This window comes from Paenarthrobacter sp. TAF1 (assembly GCF_052113825.1).
Lineage (GTDB): Bacteria > Actinomycetota > Actinomycetes > Actinomycetales > Micrococcaceae > Arthrobacter > Arthrobacter nicotinovorans.
Window position 1 is genome coordinate 365,334 of the sequence record NZ_JBFRDO010000005.1, and the last position, 25,891, is coordinate 391,224.

The 25,891-nt window shown below is 62.9% G+C and carries 27 protein-coding genes; 15 read left to right on the top strand and 12 right to left on the bottom strand.

What is annotated here, in order from left to right; genetic code table 11:
• Positions 1 to 113: 113 nt before the first annotated feature.
• Entirely contained in the window at positions 114 to 1,784 is a 1,671-nt protein-coding gene (gene purH / locus AB4Y81_RS09840) for a bifunctional phosphoribosylaminoimidazolecarboxamide formyltransferase/IMP cyclohydrolase (RefSeq protein WP_018777211.1), read from the bottom strand.
• Between the two features lie 248 nt (positions 1,785 to 2,032).
• Positions 2,033 to 2,962 carry an endonuclease domain-containing protein gene (locus AB4Y81_RS09845; protein WP_441995731.1) on the bottom strand — a complete coding sequence of 310 codons (930 nt, stop codon included), beginning with the start codon at positions 2,960 to 2,962 and terminating at the stop codon, positions 2,033 to 2,035.
• A gap of 172 nt (positions 2,963 to 3,134) precedes the next feature.
• On the opposite strand from AB4Y81_RS09845, the gene AB4Y81_RS09850 reads away from it, so the two are divergent.
• From AB4Y81_RS09850 to AB4Y81_RS09860, 3 genes are read left to right on the top strand one after another with little or no spacing between them, the layout of a single operon-like run.
• Positions 3,135 to 4,082: an N-acetylglucosamine kinase gene (locus AB4Y81_RS09850; RefSeq protein WP_431230297.1), complete on the top strand. Its 948-nt coding sequence runs from the start codon at positions 3,135 to 3,137 to the stop codon at positions 4,080 to 4,082.
• Entirely contained in the window at positions 4,057 to 5,007 is a 951-nt protein-coding gene (murQ, locus tag AB4Y81_RS09855) for an N-acetylmuramic acid 6-phosphate etherase (protein WP_416429148.1), read from the top strand. The genes AB4Y81_RS09850 and murQ overlap by 26 nt, the downstream gene beginning before the upstream one ends.
• A gap of 40 nt (positions 5,008 to 5,047) precedes the next feature.
• Positions 5,048 to 6,400: an MFS transporter gene (locus tag AB4Y81_RS09860; RefSeq protein WP_018777207.1), complete on the top strand. Its 1,353-nt coding sequence runs from the start codon at positions 5,048 to 5,050 to the stop codon at positions 6,398 to 6,400.
• Between the two features lie 64 nt (positions 6,401 to 6,464).
• On the opposite strand, the gene purN is transcribed toward AB4Y81_RS09860, so the two are convergent.
• Complete coding sequence (purN, locus tag AB4Y81_RS09865) at positions 6,465 to 7,034, bottom strand: phosphoribosylglycinamide formyltransferase (RefSeq protein WP_039240237.1); 570 nt, start codon at positions 7,032 to 7,034, stop codon at positions 6,465 to 6,467.
• An 11-nt stretch (positions 7,035 to 7,045) separates the two neighbouring features.
• On the opposite strand from purN, the gene AB4Y81_RS09870 reads away from it, so the two are divergent.
• Positions 7,046 to 7,495, top strand: coding sequence for a hypothetical protein (locus tag AB4Y81_RS09870; RefSeq protein ID WP_026267087.1), 450 nt, complete (start codon positions 7,046 to 7,048; stop codon positions 7,493 to 7,495).
• A gap of 24 nt (positions 7,496 to 7,519) precedes the next feature.
• Here the strand turns inward: AB4Y81_RS09870 and AB4Y81_RS09875 are convergent, their stop codons facing one another.
• The 4 genes from AB4Y81_RS09875 to AB4Y81_RS09890 form a co-directional block, all read right to left on the bottom strand.
• Positions 7,520 to 8,854 carry a cell division protein PerM gene (locus AB4Y81_RS09875; RefSeq protein ID WP_441995794.1) on the bottom strand — a complete coding sequence of 445 codons (1,335 nt, stop codon included), beginning with the start codon at positions 8,852 to 8,854 and terminating at the stop codon, positions 7,520 to 7,522.
• Positions 8,855 to 9,740: 886 nt separating this feature from the next.
• Positions 9,741 to 10,118 (bottom strand): hypothetical protein, encoded by a 378-nt coding sequence (locus AB4Y81_RS09880; protein WP_018777203.1) that lies wholly within the window; start codon positions 10,116 to 10,118, stop codon positions 9,741 to 9,743.
• Entirely contained in the window at positions 10,115 to 10,513 is a 399-nt protein-coding gene (locus tag AB4Y81_RS09885) for a J domain-containing protein (protein WP_416429154.1), read from the bottom strand. The genes AB4Y81_RS09880 and AB4Y81_RS09885 overlap by 4 nt, the downstream gene beginning before the upstream one ends.
• Positions 10,514 to 10,740: 227 nt before the next feature.
• Positions 10,741 to 11,163, bottom strand: coding sequence for an Hsp20/alpha crystallin family protein (locus AB4Y81_RS09890; RefSeq protein ID WP_018777201.1), 423 nt, complete (start codon positions 11,161 to 11,163; stop codon positions 10,741 to 10,743).
• A gap of 140 nt (positions 11,164 to 11,303) precedes the next feature.
• On the opposite strand from AB4Y81_RS09890, the gene AB4Y81_RS09895 reads away from it, so the two are divergent.
• The 3 genes from AB4Y81_RS09895 (at position 11,304) to AB4Y81_RS09905 (ending at position 14,461) form a co-directional block, all read left to right on the top strand.
• Positions 11,304 to 11,747, top strand: coding sequence for a MerR family transcriptional regulator (locus tag AB4Y81_RS09895; protein WP_082499773.1), 444 nt, complete (start codon positions 11,304 to 11,306; stop codon positions 11,745 to 11,747).
• A gap of 162 nt (positions 11,748 to 11,909) precedes the next feature.
• Complete coding sequence (locus tag AB4Y81_RS09900) at positions 11,910 to 13,079, top strand: glycosyltransferase family 4 protein (protein WP_441995732.1); 1,170 nt, start codon at positions 11,910 to 11,912, stop codon at positions 13,077 to 13,079.
• Complete coding sequence (locus AB4Y81_RS09905) at positions 13,076 to 14,461, top strand: UDP-glucose dehydrogenase family protein (RefSeq protein WP_441995733.1); 1,386 nt, start codon at positions 13,076 to 13,078, stop codon at positions 14,459 to 14,461. Before AB4Y81_RS09900 ends, AB4Y81_RS09905 begins: the two co-directional genes overlap by 4 nt.
• Before the next feature lie 8 nt (positions 14,462 to 14,469).
• Here the strand turns inward: AB4Y81_RS09905 and AB4Y81_RS09910 are convergent, their stop codons facing one another.
• Positions 14,470 to 15,165, bottom strand: a complete 696-nt coding sequence (locus AB4Y81_RS09910) for a uridine kinase (protein WP_441995734.1) — start codon at positions 15,163 to 15,165, stop codon at positions 14,470 to 14,472.
• A gap of 270 nt (positions 15,166 to 15,435) precedes the next feature.
• On the opposite strand from AB4Y81_RS09910, the gene AB4Y81_RS09915 reads away from it, so the two are divergent.
• From AB4Y81_RS09915 to AB4Y81_RS09930, 4 genes are all read left to right on the top strand, one after another.
• Complete coding sequence (locus AB4Y81_RS09915) at positions 15,436 to 16,020, top strand: hypothetical protein (protein WP_441995735.1); 585 nt, start codon at positions 15,436 to 15,438, stop codon at positions 16,018 to 16,020.
• Between the two features lie 75 nt (positions 16,021 to 16,095).
• Positions 16,096 to 16,512, top strand: coding sequence for an SRPBCC family protein (locus AB4Y81_RS09920; protein WP_441995736.1), 417 nt, complete (start codon positions 16,096 to 16,098; stop codon positions 16,510 to 16,512).
• Complete coding sequence (locus tag AB4Y81_RS09925; RefSeq protein WP_189075943.1) at positions 16,512 to 16,940, top strand: MarR family winged helix-turn-helix transcriptional regulator; 429 nt, start codon at positions 16,512 to 16,514, stop codon at positions 16,938 to 16,940. Before AB4Y81_RS09920 ends, AB4Y81_RS09925 begins: the two co-directional genes overlap by 1 nt.
• A 173-nt stretch (positions 16,941 to 17,113) precedes the next feature.
• Positions 17,114 to 17,440 carry a hypothetical protein gene (locus AB4Y81_RS09930; protein ID WP_441995737.1) on the top strand — a complete coding sequence of 109 codons (327 nt, stop codon included), beginning with the start codon at positions 17,114 to 17,116 and terminating at the stop codon, positions 17,438 to 17,440.
• 242 nt (positions 17,441 to 17,682) lie between these two features.
• Here the strand turns inward: AB4Y81_RS09930 and AB4Y81_RS09935 are convergent, their stop codons facing one another.
• Together AB4Y81_RS09935 and AB4Y81_RS09940 are read right to left on the bottom strand one after the other, a co-directional pair.
• Positions 17,683 to 18,870, bottom strand: a complete 1,188-nt coding sequence (locus tag AB4Y81_RS09935) for an APC family permease (protein ID WP_441995795.1) — start codon at positions 18,868 to 18,870, stop codon at positions 17,683 to 17,685.
• A gap of 141 nt (positions 18,871 to 19,011) precedes the next feature.
• Positions 19,012 to 21,558, bottom strand: coding sequence for a LuxR C-terminal-related transcriptional regulator (locus tag AB4Y81_RS09940; RefSeq protein ID WP_235503074.1), 2,547 nt, complete (start codon positions 21,556 to 21,558; stop codon positions 19,012 to 19,014).
• 633 nt (positions 21,559 to 22,191) lie between these two features.
• Here AB4Y81_RS09940 and AB4Y81_RS09945 point away from each other — a divergent pair.
• From AB4Y81_RS09945 to AB4Y81_RS09955, 3 genes are all read left to right on the top strand, one after another.
• Entirely contained in the window at positions 22,192 to 22,671 is a 480-nt protein-coding gene (locus AB4Y81_RS09945; protein ID WP_441995738.1) for a hypothetical protein, read from the top strand.
• 61 nt (positions 22,672 to 22,732) lie between these two features.
• Positions 22,733 to 23,371 carry an ABC transporter ATP-binding protein gene (locus AB4Y81_RS09950; RefSeq protein WP_441995739.1) on the top strand — a complete coding sequence of 213 codons (639 nt, stop codon included), beginning with the start codon at positions 22,733 to 22,735 and terminating at the stop codon, positions 23,369 to 23,371.
• Positions 23,364 to 24,305 (top strand): hypothetical protein, encoded by a 942-nt coding sequence (locus tag AB4Y81_RS09955; RefSeq protein WP_441995740.1) that lies wholly within the window; start codon positions 23,364 to 23,366, stop codon positions 24,303 to 24,305. Before AB4Y81_RS09950 ends, AB4Y81_RS09955 begins: the two co-directional genes overlap by 8 nt.
• Before the next feature lie 70 nt (positions 24,306 to 24,375).
• Here the strand turns inward: AB4Y81_RS09955 and cspE are convergent, their stop codons facing one another.
• Together cspE and AB4Y81_RS09965 are read right to left on the bottom strand one after the other, a co-directional pair.
• Positions 24,376 to 24,579, bottom strand: a complete 204-nt coding sequence (gene cspE, locus AB4Y81_RS09960; protein ID WP_011773907.1) for a transcription antiterminator/RNA stability regulator CspE — start codon at positions 24,577 to 24,579, stop codon at positions 24,376 to 24,378.
• A gap of 232 nt (positions 24,580 to 24,811) precedes the next feature.
• Positions 24,812 to 25,387 (bottom strand): hypothetical protein, encoded by a 576-nt coding sequence (locus AB4Y81_RS09965; RefSeq protein WP_018777191.1) that lies wholly within the window; start codon positions 25,385 to 25,387, stop codon positions 24,812 to 24,814.
• Between the two features lie 163 nt (positions 25,388 to 25,550).
• On the opposite strand from AB4Y81_RS09965, the gene AB4Y81_RS09970 reads away from it, so the two are divergent.
• On the top strand, positions 25,551 to 25,883 hold the full coding sequence (locus AB4Y81_RS09970) for a hypothetical protein (protein WP_441995741.1): 333 nt from the start codon (positions 25,551 to 25,553) through the stop codon (positions 25,881 to 25,883).
• Positions 25,884 to 25,891: the final 8 nt, after the last annotated feature.

A 25,891-nucleotide genomic window follows, 5' to 3' on the forward strand; every position in this document is an offset into this window, starting at 1 on the left:
GTTAACAACGACGGCGGCCGTCCCCTTCCGGGGGCGGCCGCCGTTTCCGTGGTGGGCCCACGCCGCCCGGGTTCCCTGGCCGAAGCGCAGCGAGGTTGGGGCGGCGGTGGGGACTAGTGGAAGAAGTGGCGTGCGCCGGTGAAGTACATCGTGATGCCGGCAGCGTTGGCTGCGGCGATGACTTCCTCGTCGCGGACCGAGCCACCGGGCTGGACGACGGCGCGGACTCCGGCGTCGATCAGGATCTGCAGGCCGTCAGCGAACGGGAAGAACGCGTCGGAGGCTGCAACCGCGCCGCGTGCGCGTTCCGGTGCGTTGGCACCGCTGGCGTTGGACGCGCCGCCGGCACCTTCGACGTCGGACTCCACCTGGACGCCCAGCGTGTTGGCGCGCTCCACGGCAAGGCGGCAGGAGTCCAGGCGGTTGACCTGGCCCATGCCGATGCCCACGGCAGCACCGTGGTTGGCGATCAGGATGGCGTTGGACTTGGCAGCGCGGCAGGCAGTCCAGGCAAATGCGAGGTCCGCGAGGGTGGCGGCGTCAGCGGCTTCGCCGGCAGCGAGGGTCCAGTTGGCGGGGTTGTCGCCCTCGGCGTCCACTTTGTCGCTCATCTGGACCAGGACACCACCGGAAACCTGGCGCATCTCGGACGGGTAGCGGCCATAGCCCTCGGGCAGGGCGAGCAGGCGGATGTTCTTCTTCTTGGAGAGGATCTCCACGGCTTCGGGCTCGAAGTCAGGTGCGATGACGACCTCGGTGAAGATGTCGGCAACGGTGCGGGCCATGCCTGCAGTCACGGTGCGGTTGGCAGCGATGACGCCACCGAAAGCGGAGACGGGGTCGCAGGCGTGTGCCTTGGCGTGGGCGTCAGCGATCGGGTCGGCCGCGTCAGCGGAACCGACGGCGACACCGCACGGGTTGGCGTGCTTGACCACTGCGACAGCCGGCTCGGCGAAGTCGAACGCTGCGCGGAGGGCGGCATCGGCGTCGACGAAGTTGTTGTAGCTCATTGCCTTGCCGTGCAGCTGGTCGGCCTGGGCAATGCCCGCCGGAGCGGCCTTGTCCACGTAGAGGGCAGCCTGCTGGTGCGGGTTTTCGCCGTAGCGGAGGACCTCGGAGCGCTCCAAGGCCAAGCCGGCGTAGGCGGGCCAGTCAATGACGCCGTCGCCGTCTTCGTCCAGGAACTGGCTGGCGGTCCAGGAGGCAACAGCGTTGTCGTAGCTGGCCGTGTGCGCGAAGGCCTTGGCAGCCAGGCGGCGACGGGTGTTCAGGTCGAAACCGCCGTGCGCAGCGGCGTCGACAACGGCACCGTAGAAGTTCGGGTCCGTGACGATGGCGACGGCGGCGTGGTTCTTCGCGGCCGAACGCACCATGGCGGGGCCGCCGATGTCGATCTGCTCCACGACGTCATCCTGCGCCGCGCCGGACTTCACGGTCTCGACGAACGGGTACAGGTTCACCACCACGAGGTCGAAGGTTTCGATCTCCATGCCGGCAAGGGTGTCCATGTGCGCCGGAACGCGACGGTCGGCCAGGATGCCGCCGTGCACGCGGGGGTGCAGGGTCTTGACCCGGCCGTCCAGCATTTCCGGGGAGCCGGTGACTTCTTCGACTTCCTTGACCGGGATGCCTGCGGCGGCAATCTTCTTGGCGGTGGAGCCGGTGGAAACAATGGCGACGCCTGCTGCGTGCAGGCCCTTCGCGAGCTCCTCCAGTCCCGTCTTGTCGTAAACCGAGATCAGTGCACGGCGGATGGGAACACGGTCAAGCTGCGTCAAGCTCACAAAAGTCTCCGTCTTAGTTCGCGTAGATGTCGCGGGTGGTGGGGATACGGAGAGTTTATCGTGTTTCGTTGGCACCCCGCTTTTGCGTCTTCGCTCCTGGATTGCGGCACCCCCGTTGCGGGGCCCGCTCTGCGCGCCATCCTTCCCACATGGAACGCACACCAGGCCCCACAAACTCGGCCCCCCCGTTGCGGGGCCCGCTCTACACGCCATCCTTCCGACATGGAACGCACACCAAGCCCCACAACTCACGACGGCAGTCGCAGCCACCCGCGCGAACTCAGGGCATCCCTGATCTTCCGCTCGGAATGTGCCCAGCCGGCATTCATCTGGACCTGCGAGAACCTCAGCACGATCCACCCCATGGCCCGGAGCCGATCATCACGTTCAATGTCCTTACCCCATTGCACCGGGTCACTCCGATGATGGTCACCTTCATATTCGAGAGCAATCTTGTACTCCTCGTACTGCAGGTCGGGCGTGGAAATGTAGATTCCACGCTCGTCGAAGATCGGCCGGGTAACCGCCGGCTCAGGCAGACCGGCGTCGTCGATCATCACGCGCAAGCGGGACTCCTGCGGTGAGTCGACTCCTGGGCGCAACAGCGGCAGGACCTCTCGAGCCATCCGGATTCCCTTAACCTTGGGGCGCCGGTCAATGACTTCCTGGATGGCATCGATCGAAGAAAGCGGGTTCGTCCGCGCCAGCAAGTAGTCGCCGGAGGCTACGAGGGAAGCCCGGCCCATGTGTCGCGCGAGATCCACCCACGTCCACTCCGGAGATGTCAGATTGATGCCCTTGAAGGCCCGGACATCCCTGGCCAGGAGTGGAGCCCGATGCCCAACCACTCCCCGACGTTTTACGCGGCCTATCTCCTGGCGTCGAGTGACATGGATCAGGCCGCTGCGGCCTTCCTCTTCCAGATAAAGGGGCAGCGGAATGGACCACAGAAGCGCGGCGGTCACATGGCTCACGGCGCTCCGTGGCGTCACTGAGGAGTGCAACCGGCCCAGCAACTCAAGGTCGGGCTCGCCGGTTCTTGGCACTCGTATGCCCCTGCTGGGGGTGATGAGGTCGCCGGCCTGAAGGCGCCATCGCGGGACTCCCTCGGCGTAGGCGTCTTTCACGAGGAAGCCACCGGGATCGAGGGAGGCTGGCAAGGGTGTCGGATTTCGCATTCAACCATGCTCCCGAAAAACGATATCCAACATTCAGTTATCCACAGATTCGTCCCTCCGAGCCGGGGCGACCCCTCCTCCACAGGGCGTTGTGAGGCCCGGTCTGCGCCTGATATCCGAACAATGGCACGCAAAGCCGGCCCCACAACGACATGCAACATAGGGTTGAGCCATGGAAGCGCCCAACGATGTCGTTCTTGTTGCCGATGTAGGAAAGAGCCGCTGCCGCGTGGAATTGCGCCGCGGAACTGAGCTGCTGGGCGCCGCAGACCAACACGGTTTTCCCGGCGTCCACGTGGAGAATGGCCCCACACTGGCGTTCGAGCTGCTCCTTGAAACTGTCGCCCTGCTTCCGCCCGCTCTTCCCCTCGGTGCGGTCACCAGCGTCGGGGCGGCCGTAGCGGGCGTGGCAGCTTCCGAGACGAAGGCCCAGGAACTGGCCACCCTGTTGTCGCAGCGCTTCAGCGTCCCCGCAGCTGTCCTGTCCGATGCCACGGCCGCCCAGCTCGGCGCACTCCAGGGCGCCCCGGGCACTACGTTGATTGTCGGCACGGGCGCCGTTGCCTTCCGCTTTGATGAAGCCGGGGTCCTGCACCGGGCCGACGGTTGGGGACCGTATCTGGGTGACCGCGGCAGCGGCCGCTGGATCGGCCAGCGGGGTCTGCAGGCAGTCCTCGAAGCGCACGACGGCGGTCCCTCCACGTCGTTGTCGGCCGCGGCAGGGGCGCTGGTCGAGTCGCCGGAACTCCTTCCGGGATGGTTGGCCGAACAGGAGAACCCCTACCGGGCGATGGCCCGGTTCGCGCCGCTGGTTCTGCAGGCAGCGGAGGCGGGTGACGCCGTCGCGCATGGCATCGTCGGTGAGGCATGCCGCATCCTGACCCGCACCGTGGAGCTCGCCTCCGGCGGGGACGGCACGTCACGGCGCGTGGCATTGCTGGGCGGAGTGGTGGGATCGGACTTCTTTGCCGCGCTCTTGCGGAAGTCCCTCGCTTCGGCTGGGATTGAGGTGGTGGCGCCGCTCGGCGATGGCTTGGACGGTGCTGCCCTCGCTGCGACGCGCCGCGGGCTCATCCAGGAAAGGTACATCCACCGTGACGGAACAAACTGGCCCGACTGACGCGGACAAACTCGCAGGCCTGCGCTCGGAACTAGCCGGATTGCAGACCGAAGCCGCCGCCGAAGGCCTGGACAACCTGGACATCCTGGACACCGAAGAACTCGTGGCGGCCATGCTCGCCCACAGCGCGGGAGTACACGCCGCCGTCGCAGCGGCCAGCCCGGCCATTGTGCACACCGTCGACGCCGTTGCGGAGCGGCTCCAGCGCGGAGGCCGCCTTTTGTATGTGGGAGCCGGGACGGCCGGACGTTTGGGTGTGCTCGATGCCAGTGAGTGCCCACCGACATTCGGCACCCCGCCGGGACTCATCGTCGGGCTGATCGCAGGCGGACCCAAAGCGATCCAGCACCCTGTGGAATACGCCGAGGACAACGCAACGGCCGGCGCACGCGACCTGCACGATATCAACGTGACCGAGGCGGACGCCGTCGTCGGAATCACTGCCTCCGGGCGGACCCCGTACGTGATCGGCGCGCTGGAGGAAGCCCGGAAGCGCGGTGCGTTCACGGCGTCGCTGGCGTGCAACAAGGGCTCGGCCGTGAGCCATGTGGCGGATGCGGCGATCGAGGTGGTGGTGGGTCCGGAGTTCATCGCCGGCTCCACCCGGTTGAACTCCGGCACGGCGCAGAAACTTGTCCTCAACATGATCAGCACGCTGGTGATGGTGAAGCTGGGCAAGACCTACGGAAACCTCATGGTGGACCTGCGTGCGACGAACGAGAAGCTGCAGGCCCGTTCGCAGAGGACCGTCCAGCACGCCACCGGGGTTTCCGCCCAGGAAGCCGCCGCCGCATTGGACTCCGTGGGCGGCTCGGTGAAAGCCGCGATTCTGGTGCTCCTGACGGGCATTGATGCTGGTCAGGCCAAGGGTGCGCTGGAGGAAGCCGGCGGTTTCCTGCGCAGGGCCATCGAGAACCAGAAGTAACGTTGCCCGGCAGCGCATAAAGTTGCATGCAGGAGGCCCAATGAATACATACACAGCCGTGCCCAGCGGCGAACAAGTAGTGCAGGAACTGCCGTGGCGGTGGAAGGTTCAAGGCAGGATTTTCTTGATCGGTGGCCTCGGGTTCATGTTCGATGCCTGGGACGTCACGCTCAACGGCATCCTGATCCCCCTGCTGTCCAAGCACTGGTCGCTGCAGCCGGCCGACGCTGCGTGGATCGGTACCGCCAACCTGATCGGCATGGCCGTGGGTGCGTTCGCCTGGGGCACTATCGCCGACACCATTGGGCGGAAGAAGGCTTTCACCGCCACCCTCCTGATCTTCAGCATCTTCACCGTTCTGGGTGCGTTCTCGCCGGACATCGTGTGGTTCTGCATCTTCCGCTTCATGGCCGGCTTTGGCCTTGGCGGCTGCATCCCCGTGGACTATGCGTTGGTGGGTGAGTTCACGCCGCGCAAGCAACGTGGCCGGGTACTGACAGCCATGGACGGTTGGTGGCCGGTGGGCGCTGCCCTGTGCGGGTTCGTATCGGCCTGGCTGGTTGCGGCTTACGGCGACTGGCGGCTCACCATGCTGATCATGGTGCTCCCCGCGTTGCTGGTTTTCTGGATCCGGCGCAGTGTTCCGGAGTCTCCTCTGTTCCTGATCCGAAAGGGCCGGCGGGCCGAGGCGGCGGCCGTCATCGATGGGCTGGTGGACGCGACCGGGGCTGAGCCGCGCGCTTACAGCCTGCCCGAACCCCAAGCCGCTCCCAGGCTCTCGGCGGGTTCCGCGTGGACCCAGTTGCAGCGGATCTGGCAGTTCAACTGGAAGATCACGACGGCTGCCTGGGCTTTGTTCTTCAGCATTCTGCTGGTCTACTACTTGTCGCTGACCTGGATGCCGCGCATTCTCATCGGCGCGGGGTTTGAGGAGTACAAGGCGTTCGTGACCACGGCGGGAATGGCCGCCGTCGGGCTTTTGGGCGTCGTGGTGGCCGCAGTCCTGGTGGAGCGTGTGGGACGCAAGTGGATCCTCGCCATCACCGGTCCGCTGTCCGCGTTGACGCTGGTGATTGTGGCGTTCGTGGTGGATGTGCCCTCCGCAGCCGTGTTCTGGCTGCTGGTGTTCGGCTTTGTGGTGCAGGTGGCCATCCCGGTCCTGTACGCCTACGTGTCCGAGCTGTATCCCACAGAGCTGCGTGGCTCCGGCTTCGGCTGGGCTTCTACGTTTTCCCGCATCGGCGCCGGATTCGGCCCGTTGGTGTTTGCTTCCTTCTTCTGGCCGGAGTTCGGTTTGGCGACGTCGTTCGCGCTGGCGGGTGGGCTGGTGCTGCTCTCCGTGCTCTGGATGGCGTTCTTCGCCCCGGAGACCAAGCAGCAGATCCTCGACTAGCCCGTTTACCCAGCGAGGGGTGGGCGCCCTTGGGCGCCCTTGGGGTTCCCGTGCGTGGGCCGGCTCAGTTGGCTGCGGCGGCGAGTTCGGCGAGGGTCTGGACCAGGAGGCGGCGCTCCACTACCTTGATGCGCTCGTGCAGGGTTTCCTCAGTGTCGTCCGGAAGCACTGATACAGCTTCCTGCGCGATGATGGGCCCTGTGTCCACGCCGGCGTCGGCCCAGTGGACCGTGCAGCCTGTGACCTTCACGCCGTAGGCCATGGCGTCGCGGACACCGTGGGCGCCGGGGAATGCCGGCAGCAGGGCCGGGTGCGTGTTGACGTACTTACCGCCGAAAGCGTCGATGAAGTCCGCGCTGACAATCCGCATGAATCCTGAGGAGACCACAACATCCGGGCTGTAGGACAGGACCTTGTCCCGCAAGGCAGCATCCCACTCCGCGCGGGTTTCGAACGAGTTGAAGTTCACCACGAACGTCTCAATGCCGGCTTCGTCAGAGCGCTCCACACCGTAGGTATCGGGACGGTCGGCGCCCACAGCGGCGATCTCGACATCCAGTTCACCCGACTTCACGGCGTCGATGACAGCCTGAAGATTGGAACCGGTACCGGAGACAAGGACAACAATGCGCATTGCACTAGCTTATGGGCGGCTCGCGTAGGCTGGAAAACATGAATCCCGACGTCGGCCCCCGGCCGAGCCAGCAACCTCGCTCCGAGGCCGAAAAGTCCGCCCTCGGCGTGACCCAGAACCTCTTCCGCGCTTTCCTTTTGTCGGCTTTGGGCGCGTTCTTTGTGTTCTCCCTGAACGTGAATTACGTGTGGTTGAGTGCCATTCTGACGCTGGCCGCGTTGGTGTTGGGCATCGCGGTTCTGGTGCGGACCGTCAAGTACAAGCACCCGCGGTTGATTCTCTTCGGGACCATTTCAGGCCTGGTGGTGACCGGCGTTATGTGCCTGCTCATCCTTACGTCGGCCCTTTTCTTCAAGCAGGTCAGCACGTACCAGGATTGCGCACGGTCAGCACTGACGGAGTCCGCGAAGACCCAGTGCCTGACGCAACTAGAGAAGTCCATGCCGGGCTCGCTCAGGTAGCCCGGCAACACCGGACCTGCGCGCTCAGGCGTGCTCGTCGTCGTACGCTGCCTCGTCCAGGTTGGCCTCACGCAGCTTCTGGCGGCGTTCCAGCCAGGGCCCGACTGCGTAGCCAATCACGACGCCGATACCCACCTCCGCAGCCAGCCAGACTGCCGTCCACAGCGGGTGGGGCCCGATTTCCGTGAGCCGCCCTATGCCGGCAGAACCGCGCGCGACCCACGCCAGTGCGCCACCAAGCATGCCCGCGACGGAACCAATGAAAGCGCCCAGGAACAGCGTGGACACGGTGGCCGTGAACCAGCGGGCCTTGATCTTGATGGAAAGCCACTCGTCGAAGTGGTTTTCGCCTTCACGGAGGAACCACCAGCCGGCCAGGATGCCTGCCACTACCGGCAACGCGAGCGCCATGGCTCCGAAATCCAATTGCCCAGCCGGCAGGCTGCCCAGGATCGGGACCGCCGGAAGTGGTCCCACGGAAGTGCCCAGCGGACCCGCGGTGGAGCCGATGCCCAGTGAGAAGCCGGCTCCCGAGGACCATGACAAAGCGAAGATCACCAGGTTGGGCAGGAAGCCGAGTTGGGCGATCGTGAGCACAGCGCCGCCCAAGGCGCCGGCCTGCAGGCCTTCGTAGACTGCGATGATGTCCGTCCAGTGCCACACAATGGTCACAGCCAACAGCACGGCTGCCAAGCACACTGCGGCCATCGCGGCCACGAAACCGGCCTTCAGTGCTGAGCCGACATACGAGCCTGCCCATCGTGAATGCTGACTGGTCTTGGAGAGCCAGGCGACGGCGTCGACACCGATCAGGCGGCTCCAGGAACCGGCCTCGCGTCGGGCGCCGACGATCATGCCCAGGCCGAACGAGATCAAGGGGATGGACATGGCCAACCACAGATTGACGACTACTTCGGGTGTGCGGCACACAAATCCGGTGGCTGCGCCGAACGCCGCGTACACAACGAAAGCGCCCAGGAACGCCTGCCACAGCTGATCGGTGTAGGAGGCACGGGCCAAGCGACGACCGGCACGCCATGCCAGCAGGAACGGGATGAGGGTCAAACCCAGCGGAATCAAAGACAACAGTCCCGACCCCGGCTGCGCAGCCGCGGCGCCCACGTTCACGTGAGCCAGTTCCAGCGGCACCCCGTGGATCAGCAACCAGGCCTGCCCACCCAGCCGTGCGAGGGTGTCGACGGCGCGGTCCTGGAAACCGTCTGTAGCCCACACTCCGACGAGCGGAAGCAGCACAACAATGGCCGAAATGAACGCTGCCTGGGCCGCTTCCAACCCGCCCTGCAGCCAAAGGGGCATAGGGAGGCCACGGTTTCCGGTCTGATCAGCGCGCAGTTTCATCGTGTTCAATCGTGCCACGACGAGCCGCTCTCCCCCGTCAGGCGCCCCTGAAATACCGCGAATTTCAGCGCTTTTTCCTGCTGGTCGCCGTAAGATGGGAGGTGTTCTCCCGGGGCAGACCACCACCCCCTGACTGACATTGAAGCCCGGAAACAAACCGAAGCCGGGAACTAGGAGCGGCCAATGGATAGGTGTCACAACTTTTAACAGAAAGTCGTACTAGCAGCTGGTGCAGCCGCCTTGGAATTCTTTCCCAGGCTGCACCAGCCTTCTTTTGCCCACGCGCCCTTTCGCCGAGGGGTTGGCTCTCGGCACTTTGGGGGCTGCCTTTCGCCGAGGGGTTGGCTCTCGGCACTTTGGGGGCGCACCTTTCGCCGAGGGGTTGGCTCTCAGCACTTTGGGGGCGCACCTTTCGGTCGAAACCTCGCCCCTCGCGCCAACCACGACGGCGGTCCGCCGGGTTGGGGCGGCCACACCTCCTGCCCTGCGCCACATTTGTGGTTCCACGCCACCCAACCTGCCCTGCGCCACATTTGTGGTTCCGCGCCACCCAAACTGCCCTGCGCCACATTTGTGGTTCCACGCCACCCAAACTGCCCTGCGCCACATTTGTGGTTCCACGCCACCCAAACTGCCCTGCGCCACATTTGTGGTTCCGCGCCACCCAAACTGCCCTGCGCCACATTTGTGGTTCCGCGCCACCCAAATTTGGGTGGCGTCAATGCGTATCCATGGCGGCCATCGGTTTGCGGGTCATAAACGCTCGACGCCGGCCGAGGCGTCGGCACTCACCTCGCCGAGGGGTTGGCTCTCGGCACTTTGCAAGCACACCTTTGGGTCGAGACCTCACTCCTCGCGGCAACCCACAAGACGCTCGAACGCTCACTCACAGCTGCGGGCCGTAGATGAACTCCTTGGCATGATTGACGGCCTTCTTGAAGGCGTCGTTGCGAAGTGTCACCTGCTCCTGGTTGGCGCCTCCTTTTGGTTCCACGAACGTGGTGGGTCCGGGGCGCAGCATCCAGATGTCACCTGCCGGCGGCAAATAGAACACCCCGAAGGAGCGATGCTCTGGATCGTCGGTCCAGATGGGGACGACGGCGACCGCGGCACCGGTGTCCGGGTTGATCCACTGCGCCCGGGGAAGGGGTTGCTCGTGGACTTCCGGGTCCAGGAACGGCGCTGTCCCCCTGCCCCAGCGTTGTTCGAACCGCTCGTAGAACGCGGGGATGATGTGGCCGTCATACGGACGCCAAGCACTCATGGATTACTCCTTGGTGTTCTCAGGTTTCTGGAAGAAGGTTCCCAACGGGTGGGCCCAAAGGTGAGCGGTGACTGCTCGCCGCTCGTCCCAGGCCGTGGTTCGCGCCTGTGCACCCGGACCTTCACGGGTGTTCCGCCGGCACCAACAATGGATCCACTCCGCCGCGCCCGATCGTATGCCTCCCGCTTTCCTGGGTCCGACAACACGACGTACGCCTGCATGATGGCGTGCAGTTCCTGGAGGTCGGCCGCGGAGGTGGTGTCGCCGTCGTCGACCTTTTGGCGGGTGTCCGGGTGGTGGGTTCGCAGCAGTGCGCGGTAGGCGCGGGTGATTTCACGCGCCGTCGCGTCCGGCGGCACGTGGAGGGTGGCGTAGTAGTCGGGTTGTGTACTCACTGCGGGTTCCGGTTCATGCTGCGGATCAGGCGATGGCCCCCAGCCTGGGCCGGGGGCCATCAATCGGGAGACGATGGGCGGGGGTCGCTTTCATGTGCGCTAAGAAACGCTGTGACGTGGCACGAAGCCTGCGCCCGACTTTTCCGATGCGGCCGCCTCCGTCGTTCCCGGTCGCTGCCCTGCCGGTCGGCCACCCCCGGGTGAGCCTTCCGGCAGGACGGACTGGATTATGCGTTGATCTCCTGCCTCTGCCCATTGGATGTGATTTCAATGCGCCGTGGCTTGGCCTTTTCGGCGACGGGGATGCGGAGTGTGAGTACCCCGGCGTCATAGCTGGCCTGGACGCCATCGGTGTCCAAAGTGTCACCCAGGATGAGTTGCCGGCTGAAGACACCCTGCGGGCGCTCGGCGGCAATCATCTCCGTGTTCTCGCCCGCGGGCGACTTCCGTTCTGCCTTTACCGTCAGGACGTTCCGTTCGACATCCAACTCCACCGAATCAGGGCTTACGCCAGGCAGATCGAAGGCAACAACGAATTGTCCGTCCTCCTGCCATGCATCCATCGGCATTCCGGCCGGGCGTGCTGTTGTGCCAAAAACCTGTTGGGCGAGCCTGTCGAATTCGCGGAACGGGTCAGTGCGCATCAGCATTGGGTTCTCACTCCTTTGGTTTTGATGCTGATTCTGTTGTAGGTTCCAGCCTGTTCGATCTGTGTTGGCTGGTATAGATTTTTTATAGCACTGGTGAGAGAGTGGTGCAAGTAGCTTTTTGAAAGATTTCGGAGGTTCTAATGGCGGTTTCGGATCGCGCGACTGCTGCCCAGGAGCACGACGGCGGCCTGCCCACCCCAGCGTCCGACGGCGGCACTGATGGTGGCCGGGACACGCAAGGGGTCTATGCGATCTCAGTTGCCGCGGAACTGGTGGGAACCGGGCAGCAGAACATCCGGCAGTACGAGCGCAAGGGTCTGCTCACCCCCGAGAGGACCGACGGCGGCACGCGCCGCTACAGCGAAAACGACCTGACCACGCTGCGCCGGATCGGGGTGCTCCTGGATGAAGGGTTGAACCTGGCCGGCGTGAAGCGGGTACTGGAGCTCGAGGAGGAGAACCGCGGGCTGAGCGAGGACAACCGTGGGCTGAGTGAGCACAACGAGGAACTCCGCGCGGACAACCGTGGGCTGCGGAAGGATTTGAAGAGGGCGCGGGGTGGGCGACCAGCCGAACATCAGTAAGTCGCTTCCGGCTTTCCTACTCCAAGCGCGAGTGTTTTCTTCAAGATTCCCCCTGCTTTCTGCGAGTCGGAGACCAACCCAACCCACCTGTTAACCCACTCTTCCCGCACAGGCCACCCCCGCGCACCCAGTAAGCCACCCGCCGCGACCACCGTGGGAGGCGTGAGGATCGCAATCGTCGCCGAATCATTCCTGCCACTGATGAATGGGGTTACCCACTCGATACTGCGGGTGCTGGAGCATCTGCAGGAGCGCGGGGATGAGGTGATGGTGATCGCGCCGTCGACCTCGGACACTGATGTTTCGAGCGTCGAGAAGGGCGCGTATGTGCACCGGCTTCCCTCGGTGCCGCTGGCCGGTTACACGAATGTGCGGGTGGCGTTGGGTGGTGTGAATCGGGTCAAGCGAATCCTTGCCGATTTCGCGCCCGACGTCGTTCACCTCGCCTCCCCTTTCGTCCTCGGCTGGCGCGCCGTGCAGGCCGCCCACCAACTCGGCATCCCGACGGTCGCGATCTACCAAACCGAAGTTCCCAGCTACGCGGGCCGTTATGGCGTGCCGTTCCTGGAGAACTGGGCCTGGAACCGCGTGGACAACATCCACCTCCTGGCCACCCGGACGCTGGTGCCGTCCACGTTCGCGCTGAACCAGTTGCGCGGACGCGGCATCCTTCGCGTGGACATGTGGCGGCGCGGTGTGGATACCGCGCGCTTCAATCCCGCGAAACGTTCGACGGCGTGGCGCAGCAAAGTAGCGCCTGACGGTCAGCGCATCATCGGCTACGTCGGCCGGCTCGCCGTCGAGAAGCAGGTGGAGGATCTCGCCGTGCTGGCGGATGTGCCGAACACCAAGCTGGTCGTCGTCGGCGATGGCCCGCAGCGCGAAGCTCTCCAAGCCGCGCTTCCCAACGCCCATTTCGCCGGTTTCCTCGCCGGCGAAGCCCTGGCGGAGGCCGTCGCCGGTTTCGACCTTTTCGTCCACCCCGGAGAGTTCGAGACGTTCTGCCAAACCATCCAGGAAGCCATGGCGTCGGGCGTTCCGGTGGTGGCCACGGGTCGCGGCGGCCCCTTGGACCTGGTGGAAAACTCCCGCACCGGCTGGCTGTACGAGCCCGGAAACCTCACCCAGCTCCGCGCCTACGTCCAGGACCTGATGGGCGACGACGCCAAGCGCCGCGCGTTCGCAACGGCAGCTGCCGCTTCGGTCCAGGGCCGGACGTGGCCGGTACTCAGCGCCGAGCTGGTCCGTCATTACAACGAAGTCATCTCCGGCGTGCCCAGCGAAACAACCGGCCCCTCGGAACTCACCTCAAGCAAAGGACCCTCTTCATGAAGATCTCCGTGATCGGCTGCGGCTACCTCGGGGCAGTCCACGCTGCAACTCTGGCGTCCATGGGCCACACCGTGGTGGGCATCGACGTTGATGCCGCCAAGGTGGAGCAGCTCAACAAGGCGCTGGCCCCGTTCCATGAACCGGGTCTGGATGAGCTCCTGAAGGACGGCCGCACCACGGGCCGGCTCGTGTTCACCACGGATTTCGCGGCTGCAGCGGACGCGCAGGTGCACTTTCTCTGCGTGGGTACCCCGCAGTCCAAGACCTCGGACACCGCGGACCTCTCGTACCTGATGGGCGCCACGAAGAGCCTCCTGCCGCACTTGGCGAAGGGCGCCGCCGTCGTCGGTAAATCGACTGTGCCGGTAGGCACGGTGGAAACGCTTCGCACGGTGCTGGCCCGACGCTCTGACGTCCTGCTCGGCTGGAATCCGGAGTTCCTGCGGCAAGGCACCGCGGTGAAGGACTCGCTGGTGCCCGATCGGCTGGTGTATGGGGTTCCGGGTGGCAAGGGCGCCGCTGCGGGGGCGCCCGTCACCGCCGTGCTGGATGCGGTATACGAACCTCTGATCTGCGCCGGCATCCCGCGGCTGGTCTGCAACTTCGCGACTGCGGAGCTGATCAAGTCGGCGTCGAACGCGTTCCTGGCCACGAAGGTCAGCTTCATCAACGCGATGGCCCAGCTGTGCGACGCGTCGGGCGCGGACGTGAGTGAGTTGAGTGAGGCGATGGGCCTGGATCCTCGTATCGGCAACCGCTACCTGCACGCTGGGCTCGGCTTCGGTGGCGGCTGCCTGCCCAAGGACATCCGTTCCTTCCGGGCGCAGGCGCGGGAACTGGACGTACCGTCCGTGGATGAGTGGATGGCGTTGGTTGATTCGGTAAACCTGGACCAGCGTTCCCGCGCGGTGGAGGTGGCCCGCGAAATGTGCCGCGGTTTCCTGTCCGGCCGCACAGTGACCATCCTCGGCGCGGCCTTCAAACCGGACACAGACGACATCCGCGACTCCCCCGCCCTGGACGTCGCCCAGCAACTCGCCGACGCCGGCGCTCACGTCACCGTCACCGACCCCAAAGCCATCAACAATGCCTGGATCCGCTACCCGCAGATCCGTTTCGAGGCCTCCACCAAACGTGCCCTCGAAGGCGCCGAACTGGTGCTGCTGCTCACCGAATGGGACGAGTACGTCGCGTTGTCGCCTTCTGTTGCCGGTTCACTGGTACGACGCCGGATGGTGCTGGACGCTCGAAACGTACTGGACGCAGAAGCCTGGCGGGGCGCCGGGTGGACGGTGCGCGGCTTGGGTACGGGCGCGTCAGTGGTTGTCGACGAGGAAGGCACCACCGGCGGTGCCGACCGGAAGCGGCACGCGCGGGCGTAGCTCGCTGATCAGCGCTGCCGCTGTGCGGCCTCTGTTGCAGACAGCAGCCTGGGCTGTTCGGGAAGAGTGTTGTCGACAACTCGTGAGGCGCGCGTCCATGGCCGGCTCTCTTCAAAGTAGAGCCGCTGCCCACCAACGTAGCGGCGCATAGAGGGGTGTTCAGGATCCGGGTTGCTGCCATCCCTGACGGACATGCGCCTGGCCGTTTCCGCGAAGGGAACATCGAGGAAAACGGAGTAGTCCCAGTGGCCGGCCATCCGGTCGCGGTGGAGGAACATTCCCTCCACCAGGATGATCGCGTTGTCCGGCGCCTTCCGGGGTTCGGGGCGTAGCGGCACATCCTTTCGGACATCCGCAGCTGCCGGACGATACACTCCGTCGCCGCCCTTCCCGAGCGGGGTGAGGACGTACTTTTCGAGCGCGTCGTAGTCATATGTGTCCAGCCAGAATCCCTCGGGCGATGCCCGGCCCCGGCGGTGTCGGACTTCCTGAAGATTGAGGAAATCATCGACGTGAATAATCAGGACCGGGCGGGCCTGGGACAACGTAAGCGCTTCCGACAACCCCTCGGCGAAGGTTGATTTGCCACTGCCATCCACGCCGTCGATGCCAACGAGCTGCCGTCCAGCCCCGAGTGCCTGCAAGTCCGCTGCCAAGAGACGGAAAAGCCCAGCCTTTCCCATGGTCTCGTTCTCACCAAGCATCCACCCATGGTTGCACAGGCCAGGCTCAGCCATGTGGCACGTAATATGCGACTTTTTCGCTCTCGCCCTTAAGGCGGGTGTTATGGTCGCAGCACGCGCCATCGCATCGGCGCACTAAAAGGGGGCATTACGTTGCAAAAACAATTTTCGCGCGCCGAAAAACAGTCAGCATCCAGCCGGAGTACTCGGCCCAAAGCACTTGGCATCGCGGCCATGGGATCACTGTTCATTCTGTTGACGGCCTGCGCACCGATTGGAACTGCCAGCTCAGTGAGCAGCTCCAGCGGGTCGCCGGCCACCACCGCATCACCAAAGCCCACGCCAACACCCAGCAAGATCTCGGGAACGTCCTGTTCTGCGGAGAAAAAGACCCAGGTTCTGGCAGGCGAGACATACGTGTGCGCCGTGGATCAGACAGGGAAACTGACGTGGTTGGATTCAGCCACAGCACAGGCACTGAATGACCAGCGTGCCGCGTCGGCCAAGGCAGTGGCGGATAAGGCAGCTGCAGACAAGGCGGCAGCTGACCAAGCCGCAGCGGCAAAGGCAGCAGCGGACAAGGCGGCCGCGGACAAGGCGGCTGCCGACCAGGCAGCTGCAGCGAAGGCCGCGGCCGACAAAGCTGCAGCCGACCAGGCAGCCGCGAACGCGGCACCCAAGGCGGTTCCCGTCGCGCCGGCACAAAGCCAATGCGACCCGAACTATGCCGGTGCCTGCGTGCCGATTGACTCCGACGTCGACTGCGCTGGCGGCAAAGGCAACGGTCCCTCATACGTCCGAGGCCCTGTGACTGTGATCGGTTCGGACATCTACGGCCTGGACAACGACCACGATGGCATCGGCTGCGAAAAGTAAATCCTCGCGCTCCATGGACAAGATGATCTATGCACAGATAGTCTGTGCATAGATCATCTTCCAGAGGAGGCAGCCATGTGGGACTACGAACACAGCGTTGAGACCGGCGCGGCACAACAGGACATCTGGCGCCTGTGGGCCGACGTCGAAAGTTGGGGCGACTGGAACGCCGAGATCGAGGGGATCGAGATCGACGGCCCCTTCGCTGAGGGCGCGACCATCCTGATGACACCTCCGGGCGAGGACCCCATCGCGCTGCAGCTCGCCGAGGTGGTGCCGGGTGAGCTCTTCGTTGACGAAGCGCGATTCGACGGCTTGCTGCTGCGGACCACCCACCGCATCGAAAAGCTCGACGGCGGCCGCGTCCGGGTTACCTACCGGATGGAGATCTCCGGCGCCGGGGCAGACGATATCGGGCCCGGGATTGGACCTGGTATCACGGCAGATTGGCCCGAGACCATGGCTTCCCTCGTCGAACACGCACAGCTCTGATGCCGCTCAGCCCCGGCGAAAGTCCAGGATTCCTGCTGTGGCACGCGACTCTTCGCTGGCAACGTGAGGTCGCGGCGGCCCTGGCCCCGCACGGCATCACCCACGTGCAGTTCGTCCTGTTGGCGTGCACCTGGTGGCTCAACAAAGAGGGCGGCCATCCCAATCAACTGGCCGTAGCCCGTCAGGCCGGCACCGATGTGAAGATGGCGTCGCAGGTTCTGCGCACATTGGAACAGAAGGGCCTCATCGAGCGCGAAGTGGACCCTGCAGACACGCGGTCCAAGCGGCTGCGAGTCACAGCGGCGGGGGCAGAGCTGGCCCCGCTTGCCATTGCCGCCGTTGAACTCGCCGATGCCCACTTCTTCGGACCTGCTTCCGGCGGTGACCTAGTCCCCCTGTTGAAGCGGTTGGCGCATCCGGAGGATTAGCCGGCGGTATTTCGCGTCATGGGTCCGCAGTTCGTCGCACTACCCCTATGCCGGGGGTAGGGCCGACGAACGACGAGGATTTTCCAGTGATTACGCACTTCTACCCTGCAGCCCTTCGAATACTCACGAGCATTGTTGCTGTCTGTTCTGCGGTGTCGGCTACCCTCTTGGGAATGGCTCCACCCCCGGAAGGCCTGAAGGTGCTTGATCCCGCGGACCTGCGGGCTACCGCGGTTGTGCTCACCATGGCATTGGGTGTGGTGGCGCCGGTAGCCGCCTTGGTAATGGACCCGTTGAGGTGTTTGCTGCTGAAAGCGGGAGTGTTTGCGGCGTCCGGATTCGGCAACGCCATGATGCTCAGTCCGTTGCTGGTTGTTCCCTTCCAGGAGACTCCCGCAGTGCTGGCGGTGATGTGTTCCCTTGCCATGACCCTCGCCAGCATTGTCACGTTCATGGAATCCGTTGAGCGCAGGAATGCCCGACGACGTGCCAACACCTAGAGCGGCCCCACCCAACACCTAATTTCATGCTCTTTGCGAACTAAACCGCGCCCAGGACCACCTAGTTTCGGGGTTTCGATACCTAGGGCCGGAAATCCGGCCATATGGTTCTTTTGTGCCTCCGGAGCAGGGATCCCGGTGTCCGGCGGGTAACCCCACCTGCTCCAGACGTAGGCGGCACTACGGCACGGCTCCACCCCACTACCCCCGGTGGAGTCGTGCCCAGCCGGACCTCATTACACTTAGGTCCGGTTTCGGCGGAGCCGCAGAAGGCGGTAGATGATCCCCGCCGCGAACATCAGCACACCAAGCCCCACGGAGAGCGGCGGCAGCGTCATCACCAGACCCACGCAGGCCACAGCCCCAGCCACCTGAAGGAACTTGGGATATCGGCGGTCTTCCTGCGGTTGGGTGTACGCGGCCACATTGGCCACCAGGTAGTAGAGCAGCACACCGAAGGACGAGAACCCAATGGCGCCCCGGAGGTCCGCCACTGCGATCACGAGGCACACCACAACGGCCAAGGCCGTTTCTGCCCGATGCGGGACCTTGTACTTGGGGTGCACGGCAGCCAGCCATGGTGGTAGGTCACGTTCCCGGGCCATCGCCAGGCTGGTGCGTCCGAGGCCCGCAATCAAGGCCAGCAGCGCCCCCAACGAGGCCACGGCCGCGCCGACTCGAACCACCGGAGCCGCCCACGCCATCGAGCCTGTCGCTACGGCGTCGGCCAGTGGCGTCGGTGTCTCCGCTACCCCTTGCGGACCGAGCACTCCGAGCAAGGTAATCGCAATGACGGCGTAGATGACAATGGTGATTCCCAGCGCGATGGKAATTGCCCTGGGGATGGTCCGCCGGGGGTCACGTACTTCCTCGCCCATGGTTGCGATTCTGGCGTAGCCGGCAAACGCAAAGAACAGCAGGCCGGCCGACTGGAGGACGCCGTACCAGCCGTGTGCCAGGAGCCCCTCGCCCACAATGTTCCCGAAGTCCGGGCCGGAACCACCCCAGACTGCTGCAATAGCGATCGCCAAGGCACCCAGCACGGCAACCACGAGCACCCGGGTAAGGCCCGCGGTTCGGGTCACGCCGTGATAGTTCACGGCGGTCAGAAGTACGACGGCGGCGATCGCCACCGGCCGCTCCCAGCCCTGCGGTGCGGCGTAGGCGGCGAAGGTCATTGCCATCGCGGCGGCACTGGCCGTCTTGCCGATGACGAACCCCCATCCGGCAAGGAACCCGGGCCATTGGCCGAGCCGTTCACGACCGTAAATGTAGGTGCCCCCGGAAGTGGGGTACCTCGCCGCGAGCTGCGCAGAGGAGGTGGCGTTGCAGAAGGCCACGAATGCCGCCATCACCAGCCCGATCAACAAGCCTGATCCGGCTGCTGCGGCTGCGGGGGTGAAGGCCGCGAAGACGCCGGCTCCGATCATGGATCCCAAGCCGATAAGGGAAGCGTCGAAGGTACCTAGGCGTCGGGCCAACGTGGGTGGCTGGTTCACAAGAGCCCTTTCAGCATCTGCCACGGCACGTATGTAAGTGCCGTGGGAGGGACGCTGACAGCATATCCAGTGTCACTCGGGCGGCAGTGAATTTCTGGCCAGGATGAAGAGACGATTGCGCGAAGTTGCGCCGGTCTTTCGCAGAGCGTTGGAAATGTGGTTCTCCACGGTCCTGGCACTGATTCCAAGTTGTTCAGCAATCTCCACATTCGAGCGGTACCCGGCCAGCAAGGCTATTTCGGTTTCCCTGTCCGTGAGGAGCATTGACTTCACCGCAATGAAGGAGACCGGTTCGAAGGCTGCCGGGAATCGGGCCGCGAACAGTGATGACTCCCCCGCGAGGACTTCCGCAGTGTCTGAGTCGCCGTCCAGAACATGACGTTTGAGGCCGCCCTGGAGCAACATGCCAACTTGGTAGAGGTCGATGTCCGGTTCGTAGTGCTTCAACAAACTGCTGAGCGTCTTGTGGTCTCCCTCCACCACAGCAGTTGCGATGGCAAGGAACTGTTCATGAACGGTGATGTTGCTTTCCCTGAGGATCCTTTTCAGCAGGTCCAGCACCGGGCGAGCCGGACTCAGGCAGGTGCACAGCAGCGCCGTCATCATTCCTTCCAGTACGTAACCGCTCTTCAGCTGCCGGTTGATCAGTTGTAAGGCGCGGCGGTCAAATCCCGCCGGCCGAGTGTTGCTGCCGGCGACCAGTGCGTAAGTCCCCTTACCCACACCAGGCAGCGGACCGACGTCGGGCACTTCCGTCCGCGCCTGAGTGGCGATGGATAGTTCCGGCGCCGCCGAAGACGTGGCGTGCCGCAGGCCCGCAAGGCGCAGCATGGCGTCGTAAAGTACGTCCACCACAAAGCCCGGCCGGCCCATCGCGAACACGCTGCTCATCAGGTATTCGGCTTCCTCGAAGTAGCCGCGGTAGAGCAGCCCGTGGACCGCGATGTAACTGCTGCTGACCACTCCAAACTGGTCGAGGTTCTTACGGGCTTCGGCACGCCAGTCCAGTGCGAACACCAGCGATTCGTCGATCTTGCCACTGGCAAAGAGGGAGAAGCCGGTGATGAATGGCCGTAGGTGCGGGAAGGTCTCGTCGTCTTTTGTGTCCTTGATGACTTCCAGGGCCATGGTCGGATTGAGGCGGTAAAGATGCATAAGGCCCTCGATCAGCTTGCCGATCCCCGGCACCTGGCCTGTTCCCGACTCAAGCCGGGCCATGGGGACGCGGCTGTGGGATCCGCTGAAAAATAGAATGGCGGCGTCCGCACCAAATTTTAGTCCTGGATGTGTTTCACCCAAGTTCTTCAGAATCCCAACGGCCGAGTTCAATCCCCTGCCCGTGTTGATGGCGAGGAGGGCCTTGGAGATGGTGAACAGCAGCAGGTCCGAAGGGTCAGCGTCGTGGGTTGATGTTTCCGTGCAGACGCGCTGGGCGCGCTTCACATCCACAGGTGCGCCCCAATAGATGCGCAACAGCGCAGCCGCATTGGCGACAGACTTTTCGGCTTCCCACCGTTCAAAGCGGGCGCGCTCACGGACCGTGCTGTGTTCATGAAAGTGCCTGGCCGTAACGGCGTCGTCGCTGCTGCGCTCTCGGCGGAGTGAGGCGAGCACACGGGAGAGGCAGTCTGCGGTGGTGAAGGTGTCGGCAGCCGCTGGCGTTGACTCCAGCACACCAGCGATTCTGCTCCGCAGCAGGTGCCTGTCCCGTAGGGACTTCTGTCCGTTGAAGTAGTCTGCGACCACAGGCGGGCTGACCGCCGCCGTGGCGCCGTTGTGGTGATCGTCCATGACGGACAGCAGGCCCTTGCGCTCGAGCGCATCCAGCACGTCGGGGTGCACGATCTTCTGAAGGACATCGATACGGGCCGTACCCAGAATGGCCATGGCGTTCAACCCCGTAAACTCGTCCGCGGTGAGCTCCGCCAACAACCCCTCGATGGTTCCGCGGAGATGATCGCTCCAAAGCGTCTCACCGGTCATGCGCCACAACCCACCACGCCTGACCAACAGATCGCTCAGTGAGGCGGTCTCCGCGATCTTCACGATGAGGCGAGGGTTGCCGGCCGCCTTGGTCAGAATCCGCGCTGTCGTGTCAGCATCGGCTGATCCGCCCAGCACTTGGGAGAGCAGGGTGTGGACTTGCTCGTAGTGAAGAGGGTCCAGCTGGAGGACGGCTTCCCGCCCGTGGTTGAGGACAGCCAGTTGGCTCTCGGAGAAGGTGACGTTCTCGGGTGCCGTGGCAATCAACGGGCTGCTCGAACGGCCACGGACAGCTTCAAGAACAGCCAAGGATTCGTCGTCAACGAAATGGATGTCATCCAGGATCAGGACATGTTTGCCACTCATGGCCAGGTGACTTGAAAGGACATCAGCCAGATCCAACACCCCGCTGCGGCCTGGCCGCAGATCGAGTCCAAGGCTCTTGATGGCCGAGAAGGGGATGTTCCTGTGTGTACGGAGACCTTCGATGACATGGACCATCGCTCCGGATTTCTCCAGGCTTGCGATGACGTTGCGCACCACCGTGCTTTTGCCGCTGCCGGGTACCCCAACGATGCGCACACCAATGCCGTGCGCTACATAGTCCAGGACACGCTGGACCTCTACATCGAACACCCGATCCAACCTTCTGCTTCTGTGCATGACCGACATTCGGCTCACCTCGCAGGTTAGATCTTGAACAGCGGACTAGGTGTTGAAAATGGCTTGCACAGGCGAGATCTGCCAAATCTAGGTGATGATTTGGGTCGATTCAGGTGGTGAGCGGCATCAACTAGGTGGTGGCGGCGGAGTTCGCGCTGGTGTTTGGTGTTCGGGCAGATCATCGGTACCCCTTGCGTCGTGGTCTCTTGCTACCGACGCTACGGTCTGCGTTGGATGAATTACATTGGTGTAATTCGCTATGTGGATATGTATTCGAATCCACTCTCCATCGGTAGTAGACATCTTCTACCCGGGGGGCGACAAAAGGAGGATACGTCCCTGACCGGCAGGGCTCAATGCCTACGGGACGCCTCATGGAGGGAGCCGCAGGCCGCTGGTGTGATCGCGGAGTAGGGGGCGGAGTCGACCCGACCTACGAACCTAGGCGGGCTACACCGAGAAACGCGGACTAGGTGGCAAAACCGTCATGCACAGACTCATATGCGGCTTTCTAGGTGGCGAAAAGAGCAAATTTAGGTGCTGAATGCTGTCACCTAAGTGGTGCCGACAATTGGGAAACTCTTATCTCATAACCCTCAAATAAAAATGCTTGACAAACTGCCGCTCCCGGCTGAGAGTATTGACAATCACCCGCGCAGTCTGCGGCGCAACGAGCCGCCAACAGTCAGAGTGATTTCTCATGCATCAGCGTGCAAATGCAACACATTTCTGCGCACAATTCTCATTTCCATTGGGGGAAACACGATCATGAAACCACGCTCCAGCATTGCCGCCGTATTTCTATCCGCAATCATTGCCACGACGGCGGTTCCCGCTCATGCCGCCAACGATCCTGACAGCACACAGACGCTCAAAGACATGACCACCCCTAGATCTACATCAAACAATGGCAACACGATGCAGCCAACCCTCAAGAAGGGAGAACCAACTTTCTCAACCACTGCACTGACCGACGCGAGGATAGGCACTCCTACCCCGTGGGGCAACGTCAACATTTATCACACAACCGTCGTCCAGAGTGCAAATGTTTACGGCGATGGCGCTTGGTACGCGTGGCAGGACTAGGCAAATAACCCGCAGTCTTGGGGCCGGCCGTCAACGGCCGGCCCTCCAATGATGAGGACTCATGCTACGCATATTAGATCTTTCCAAACGCTATGGGCGTAAGGACGTATTGCTCAATGTATCATTGACTCTTCCTTCGATAGGAATACATCTACTTCGCGGAGATAATGGAAACGGTAAGACCACTCTCCTAAAGTGCTTGGCTCGACTGGAGAGGTACCAGGGAAGCATTCTTTGGCATAATGGTTCACTGGCGAATAACGTTGCCGCAGCTTTCGATGACTCCACAGTACATGGGAGTCTCACAGGTGCACAGAACTTGGGAGCCTTACTGGACGCATCGCCTAGGGCGATTCTGGAGGAGCCTTCGGTGAAGGCATTTTTCAACCATGATCTACTTGCAAAGCGATCGGCAACCTACTCCCTCGGTCAAAAGAAAAAGATTACACTAGCGGCCGCTTTTGCATCTGGGAGACCTTGTATCTTGCTGGACGAACCGCTATCCGGCCTGGATAACACGGGCCGCACCGCCTTACTAGAGCTATTGGAGCACGCTTCAGATAGGAGCTGTGTGCTCATCTCTGATCATGAATCCTCCTTCTATCGGGACGTCGCCTCCTCTGAGTTCTCAATACGATGCGGAAAGATTCAGCGAAATGCAGGCGAACCACTAATCCAGGTCGACGACTTTGATGAGTAACCTACTCCGTTCCATACGAACCGAACTGAGGTATCAGTACTGGGGCAGAATGCTGCTGCTGCCCATAGCCGGACTATCGCTGTCTCTAGTGTTCGCATTCACTGGGAGTGTCAGCAACGTAGATGCCAGCATGACTCGTCTCCATGCGACGGAGGCCCAGGCATCCGCTAATGGGGTTTCCCTGCCACAGGCAATGGAGCAACCCGTAAGGTTGGCGGTCCAGGACGGTCAGAAGCTGGTGGACAATCCGCTACGTTACGACTATGAACGAGCCTATTTCGCTTTCCAAGCTCTTGAAGGGACGAACGCAGTCGGTACCGGGCTTGAGATGATCACGTTCTTGGTCATCCCACTACTTTTCTTCATATACGGATGCGGAGTGGCGGCTGGTGACGCTCGTCGTCGGATCCTGAAGGATAGGGTGGTGATGCAAGGCGCCAGGCCATACGTCGTGGCGAAGGCGTTTACTGTCGTAATCGTTTCCCCGGCTGCCGTGCTGATTGCAGCCACGTTGAGTCTGGTTGCGGCGCCTGTCCTCAGGGCTGCGTTTCTGCCCTCGGCCGGTGGGAGCTTTCCTTACCCTGTAGCTGAAGCCTCAGCTGGAAGCCCTGCAGTCCAGATTGCATTCAGCGCGTCAACGGCGATCCTGTTCGGGCTACTTGGTCTATTTGTCGGGTTGGTGACGAGAAGCATACTGATACCGTGCTTGGCCGCCGGCGGGCTACTTATGGTGGCGCCCTTCGCAGGGCCCTACGATCCGCGAAATATCCTTACGGCCGCCGGAGAAGGCATCTTCAACTATTGGGGTGGATTCAGTCCACGCCCGCCATTCCCTGTTCAGGTAGAAGTCGGATTGGCCTTCATGGCGGGGGGCTTGGTTTTGGCTGGCCTGATGTCCATAGTTATCTGGTCGCGCATGACGAAGTTTGTCTAACGATGGGTTGAGGGCGACAAAAAAGCAGGGCCGGTCAGTGACCGGCCCTGCTTTTTGCGTTATCCGAAGACTAGATAGCCTGGATGTTTACTGCCTGGGGACCCTTGGGGCCCTGCTCGACGTCGAAGGAAACCTTCTGGTTCTCTTCGAGGGAGCGGTAACCCGAGGAGTTGATCGCAGAGTAGTGAGCGAAAACGTCCTGGCTGCCATCTTCAGGAGAGATGAAGCCGAAGCCCTTTTCGGAGTTGAACCATTTCACGGTACCTGTAGCCATTTTTTCAGTCCTTACTGAAGGTGGAGATTCTCCCGACTTTCGGGTCTCCGGTGTGGGGTGTTCTCCACCGTTACTTCAGAAGGTCACGATCCAGATGGATCATGGGGACTGCCTGAACTACCAAATGCCAAACACAACAACACCATCAAGTCTACAGAGTTCTGAGCAGATAGCTAGTGCTGGGAAATGTTTTATCCATCGGATGTGCCAGACAGCCCCAAAATCAGCTGGATCACAGTCCCGAATGGACCGCACCCTGCGATGCAACCGCGCCTTCGGGAGCCTGCTGTTGGAGTTTTCCGTCAGCACCTCGCACCCAGTGACGACCGTCGCTGTCCATGAAGGTCACCGTGCCCATGTAGTCGATGTTCCCGGGGAGGGGCTCACAAACGTGGCTCGCGTCGATGTATACAGGCCAACGGTCTTGATGGCTGAAGAAGTAGCGGCCGGGAGGGAGGATCTTGGCCGTAGCCTTGATCGCCGGAATCGGGTGGTCCCTCCGCGTGACCCCTTCGGGCCGTTCCAGGGTCAACCGGAAGATCGGCGCCTCACTGGAATTGACCAGTTCGATGCCCCACTGCTCTTTGCCTTGAAACTTCTTCTTGACCGGCCAGAAGGCGACCCGCCCGGCCTGGCGCCGCTCCGCCGTCGTGATTGCTCTTTGGTCCCGTTCTGCCTCCAAGCGGCGCATCCGCTGGGACTCTTCCACTGTTTGCCGCGAATGTCGCGTTGCTTTGGCGACGAAGAACAGCGCCGTGGCCGTAGCCAGCGCGCCAATGATCTCCGCTATGTCAGCCCAAATCCCCATGTCCAACCCTCCTGTATCCGCGGTGATGTGCCCGGCTTTTGTCGCAAGACACCTCTGGTTAGTGATCCAAGTCGGCCGGATATGACGCCAGCAGCGTCACGACCGGGCCCGACCTTGCACTCCTCCTACAGGAACAGCACGAGCGCCCAGGGGGCCAGTCACATTGAGTACCACCGAGATCCCGCCTGGCGGATCGTTGTCCGATCACGCGCATCCCAAGAGTCCTTGGAGCAGTCATTTGCTGCGGAACTTCGACCTCGAGGTCATCATTGAGATCTCTGGATGCGAGCGCAGCGCCTCACGCCTGCTGCGCGGGGAGCCGTTGTCCGGAGTCGACGTCGGACCTCTCGCCATGGCGAATCATGCCGCCCGGCACATGGGCTACCTGCCGCTTTTCGAGCTGGGCGGCAAGGCGCCGTCCGTTGCTCCCGGTGTGGAGGATGTGCTCCGCAAAGTTCTCCCCAACGCACTGTTCCCAAGGGGTGGCCGGGCGTAAAGTCCACC

Bases quoted from the DNA above. Each gene is read 5' to 3' on its own strand.
- AB4Y81_RS09845 (WP_441995731.1), bottom strand. From the start codon at position 2,962: ATGCGAAATCCGACACCCTTGCCAGCCTCCCTCGATCCCGGTGGCTTC.
- AB4Y81_RS09895 (WP_082499773.1), top strand. From the start codon at position 11,304: ATGGCGGTTTCGGATCGCGCGACTGCTGCCCAGGAGCACGACGGCGGC.
- AB4Y81_RS09870 (WP_026267087.1), top strand. From the start codon at position 7,046: ATGGGCGGCTCGCGTAGGCTGGAAAACATGAATCCCGACGTCGGCCCC.
- AB4Y81_RS09880 (WP_018777203.1), bottom strand. From the start codon at position 10,118: ATGAGTGCTTGGCGTCCGTATGACGGCCACATCATCCCCGCGTTCTAC.
- AB4Y81_RS09850 (WP_431230297.1), top strand. From the start codon at position 3,135: ATGGAAGCGCCCAACGATGTCGTTCTTGTTGCCGATGTAGGAAAGAGC.
- AB4Y81_RS09910 (WP_441995734.1), bottom strand. From the start codon at position 15,165: ATGCTTGGTGAGAACGAGACCATGGGAAAGGCTGGGCTTTTCCGTCTC.
- AB4Y81_RS09955 (WP_441995740.1), top strand. From the start codon at position 23,364: ATGAGTAACCTACTCCGTTCCATACGAACCGAACTGAGGTATCAGTAC.
- AB4Y81_RS09925 (WP_189075943.1), top strand. From the start codon at position 16,512: ATGCCGCTCAGCCCCGGCGAAAGTCCAGGATTCCTGCTGTGGCACGCG.
- AB4Y81_RS09920 (WP_441995736.1), top strand. From the start codon at position 16,096: ATGTGGGACTACGAACACAGCGTTGAGACCGGCGCGGCACAACAGGAC.
- AB4Y81_RS09905 (WP_441995733.1), top strand. From the start codon at position 13,076: ATGAAGATCTCCGTGATCGGCTGCGGCTACCTCGGGGCAGTCCACGCT.
- AB4Y81_RS09890 (WP_018777201.1), bottom strand. From the start codon at position 11,163: ATGCTGATGCGCACTGACCCGTTCCGCGAATTCGACAGGCTCGCCCAA.
- purN (WP_039240237.1), bottom strand. From the start codon at position 7,034: ATGCGCATTGTTGTCCTTGTCTCCGGTACCGGTTCCAATCTTCAGGCT.
- AB4Y81_RS09875 (WP_441995794.1), bottom strand. From the start codon at position 8,854: ATGAAACTGCGCGCTGATCAGACCGGAAACCGTGGCCTCCCTATGCCC.
- AB4Y81_RS09860 (WP_018777207.1), top strand. From the start codon at position 5,048: ATGAATACATACACAGCCGTGCCCAGCGGCGAACAAGTAGTGCAGGAA.
- cspE (WP_011773907.1), bottom strand. From the start codon at position 24,579: ATGGCTACAGGTACCGTGAAATGGTTCAACTCCGAAAAGGGCTTCGGC.
- AB4Y81_RS09945 (WP_441995738.1), top strand. From the start codon at position 22,192: ATGCTTGACAAACTGCCGCTCCCGGCTGAGAGTATTGACAATCACCCG.
- AB4Y81_RS09950 (WP_441995739.1), top strand. From the start codon at position 22,733: ATGCTACGCATATTAGATCTTTCCAAACGCTATGGGCGTAAGGACGTA.
- AB4Y81_RS09930 (WP_441995737.1), top strand. From the start codon at position 17,114: ATGGCTCCACCCCCGGAAGGCCTGAAGGTGCTTGATCCCGCGGACCTG.
- AB4Y81_RS09965 (WP_018777191.1), bottom strand. From the start codon at position 25,387: ATGGGGATTTGGGCTGACATAGCGGAGATCATTGGCGCGCTGGCTACG.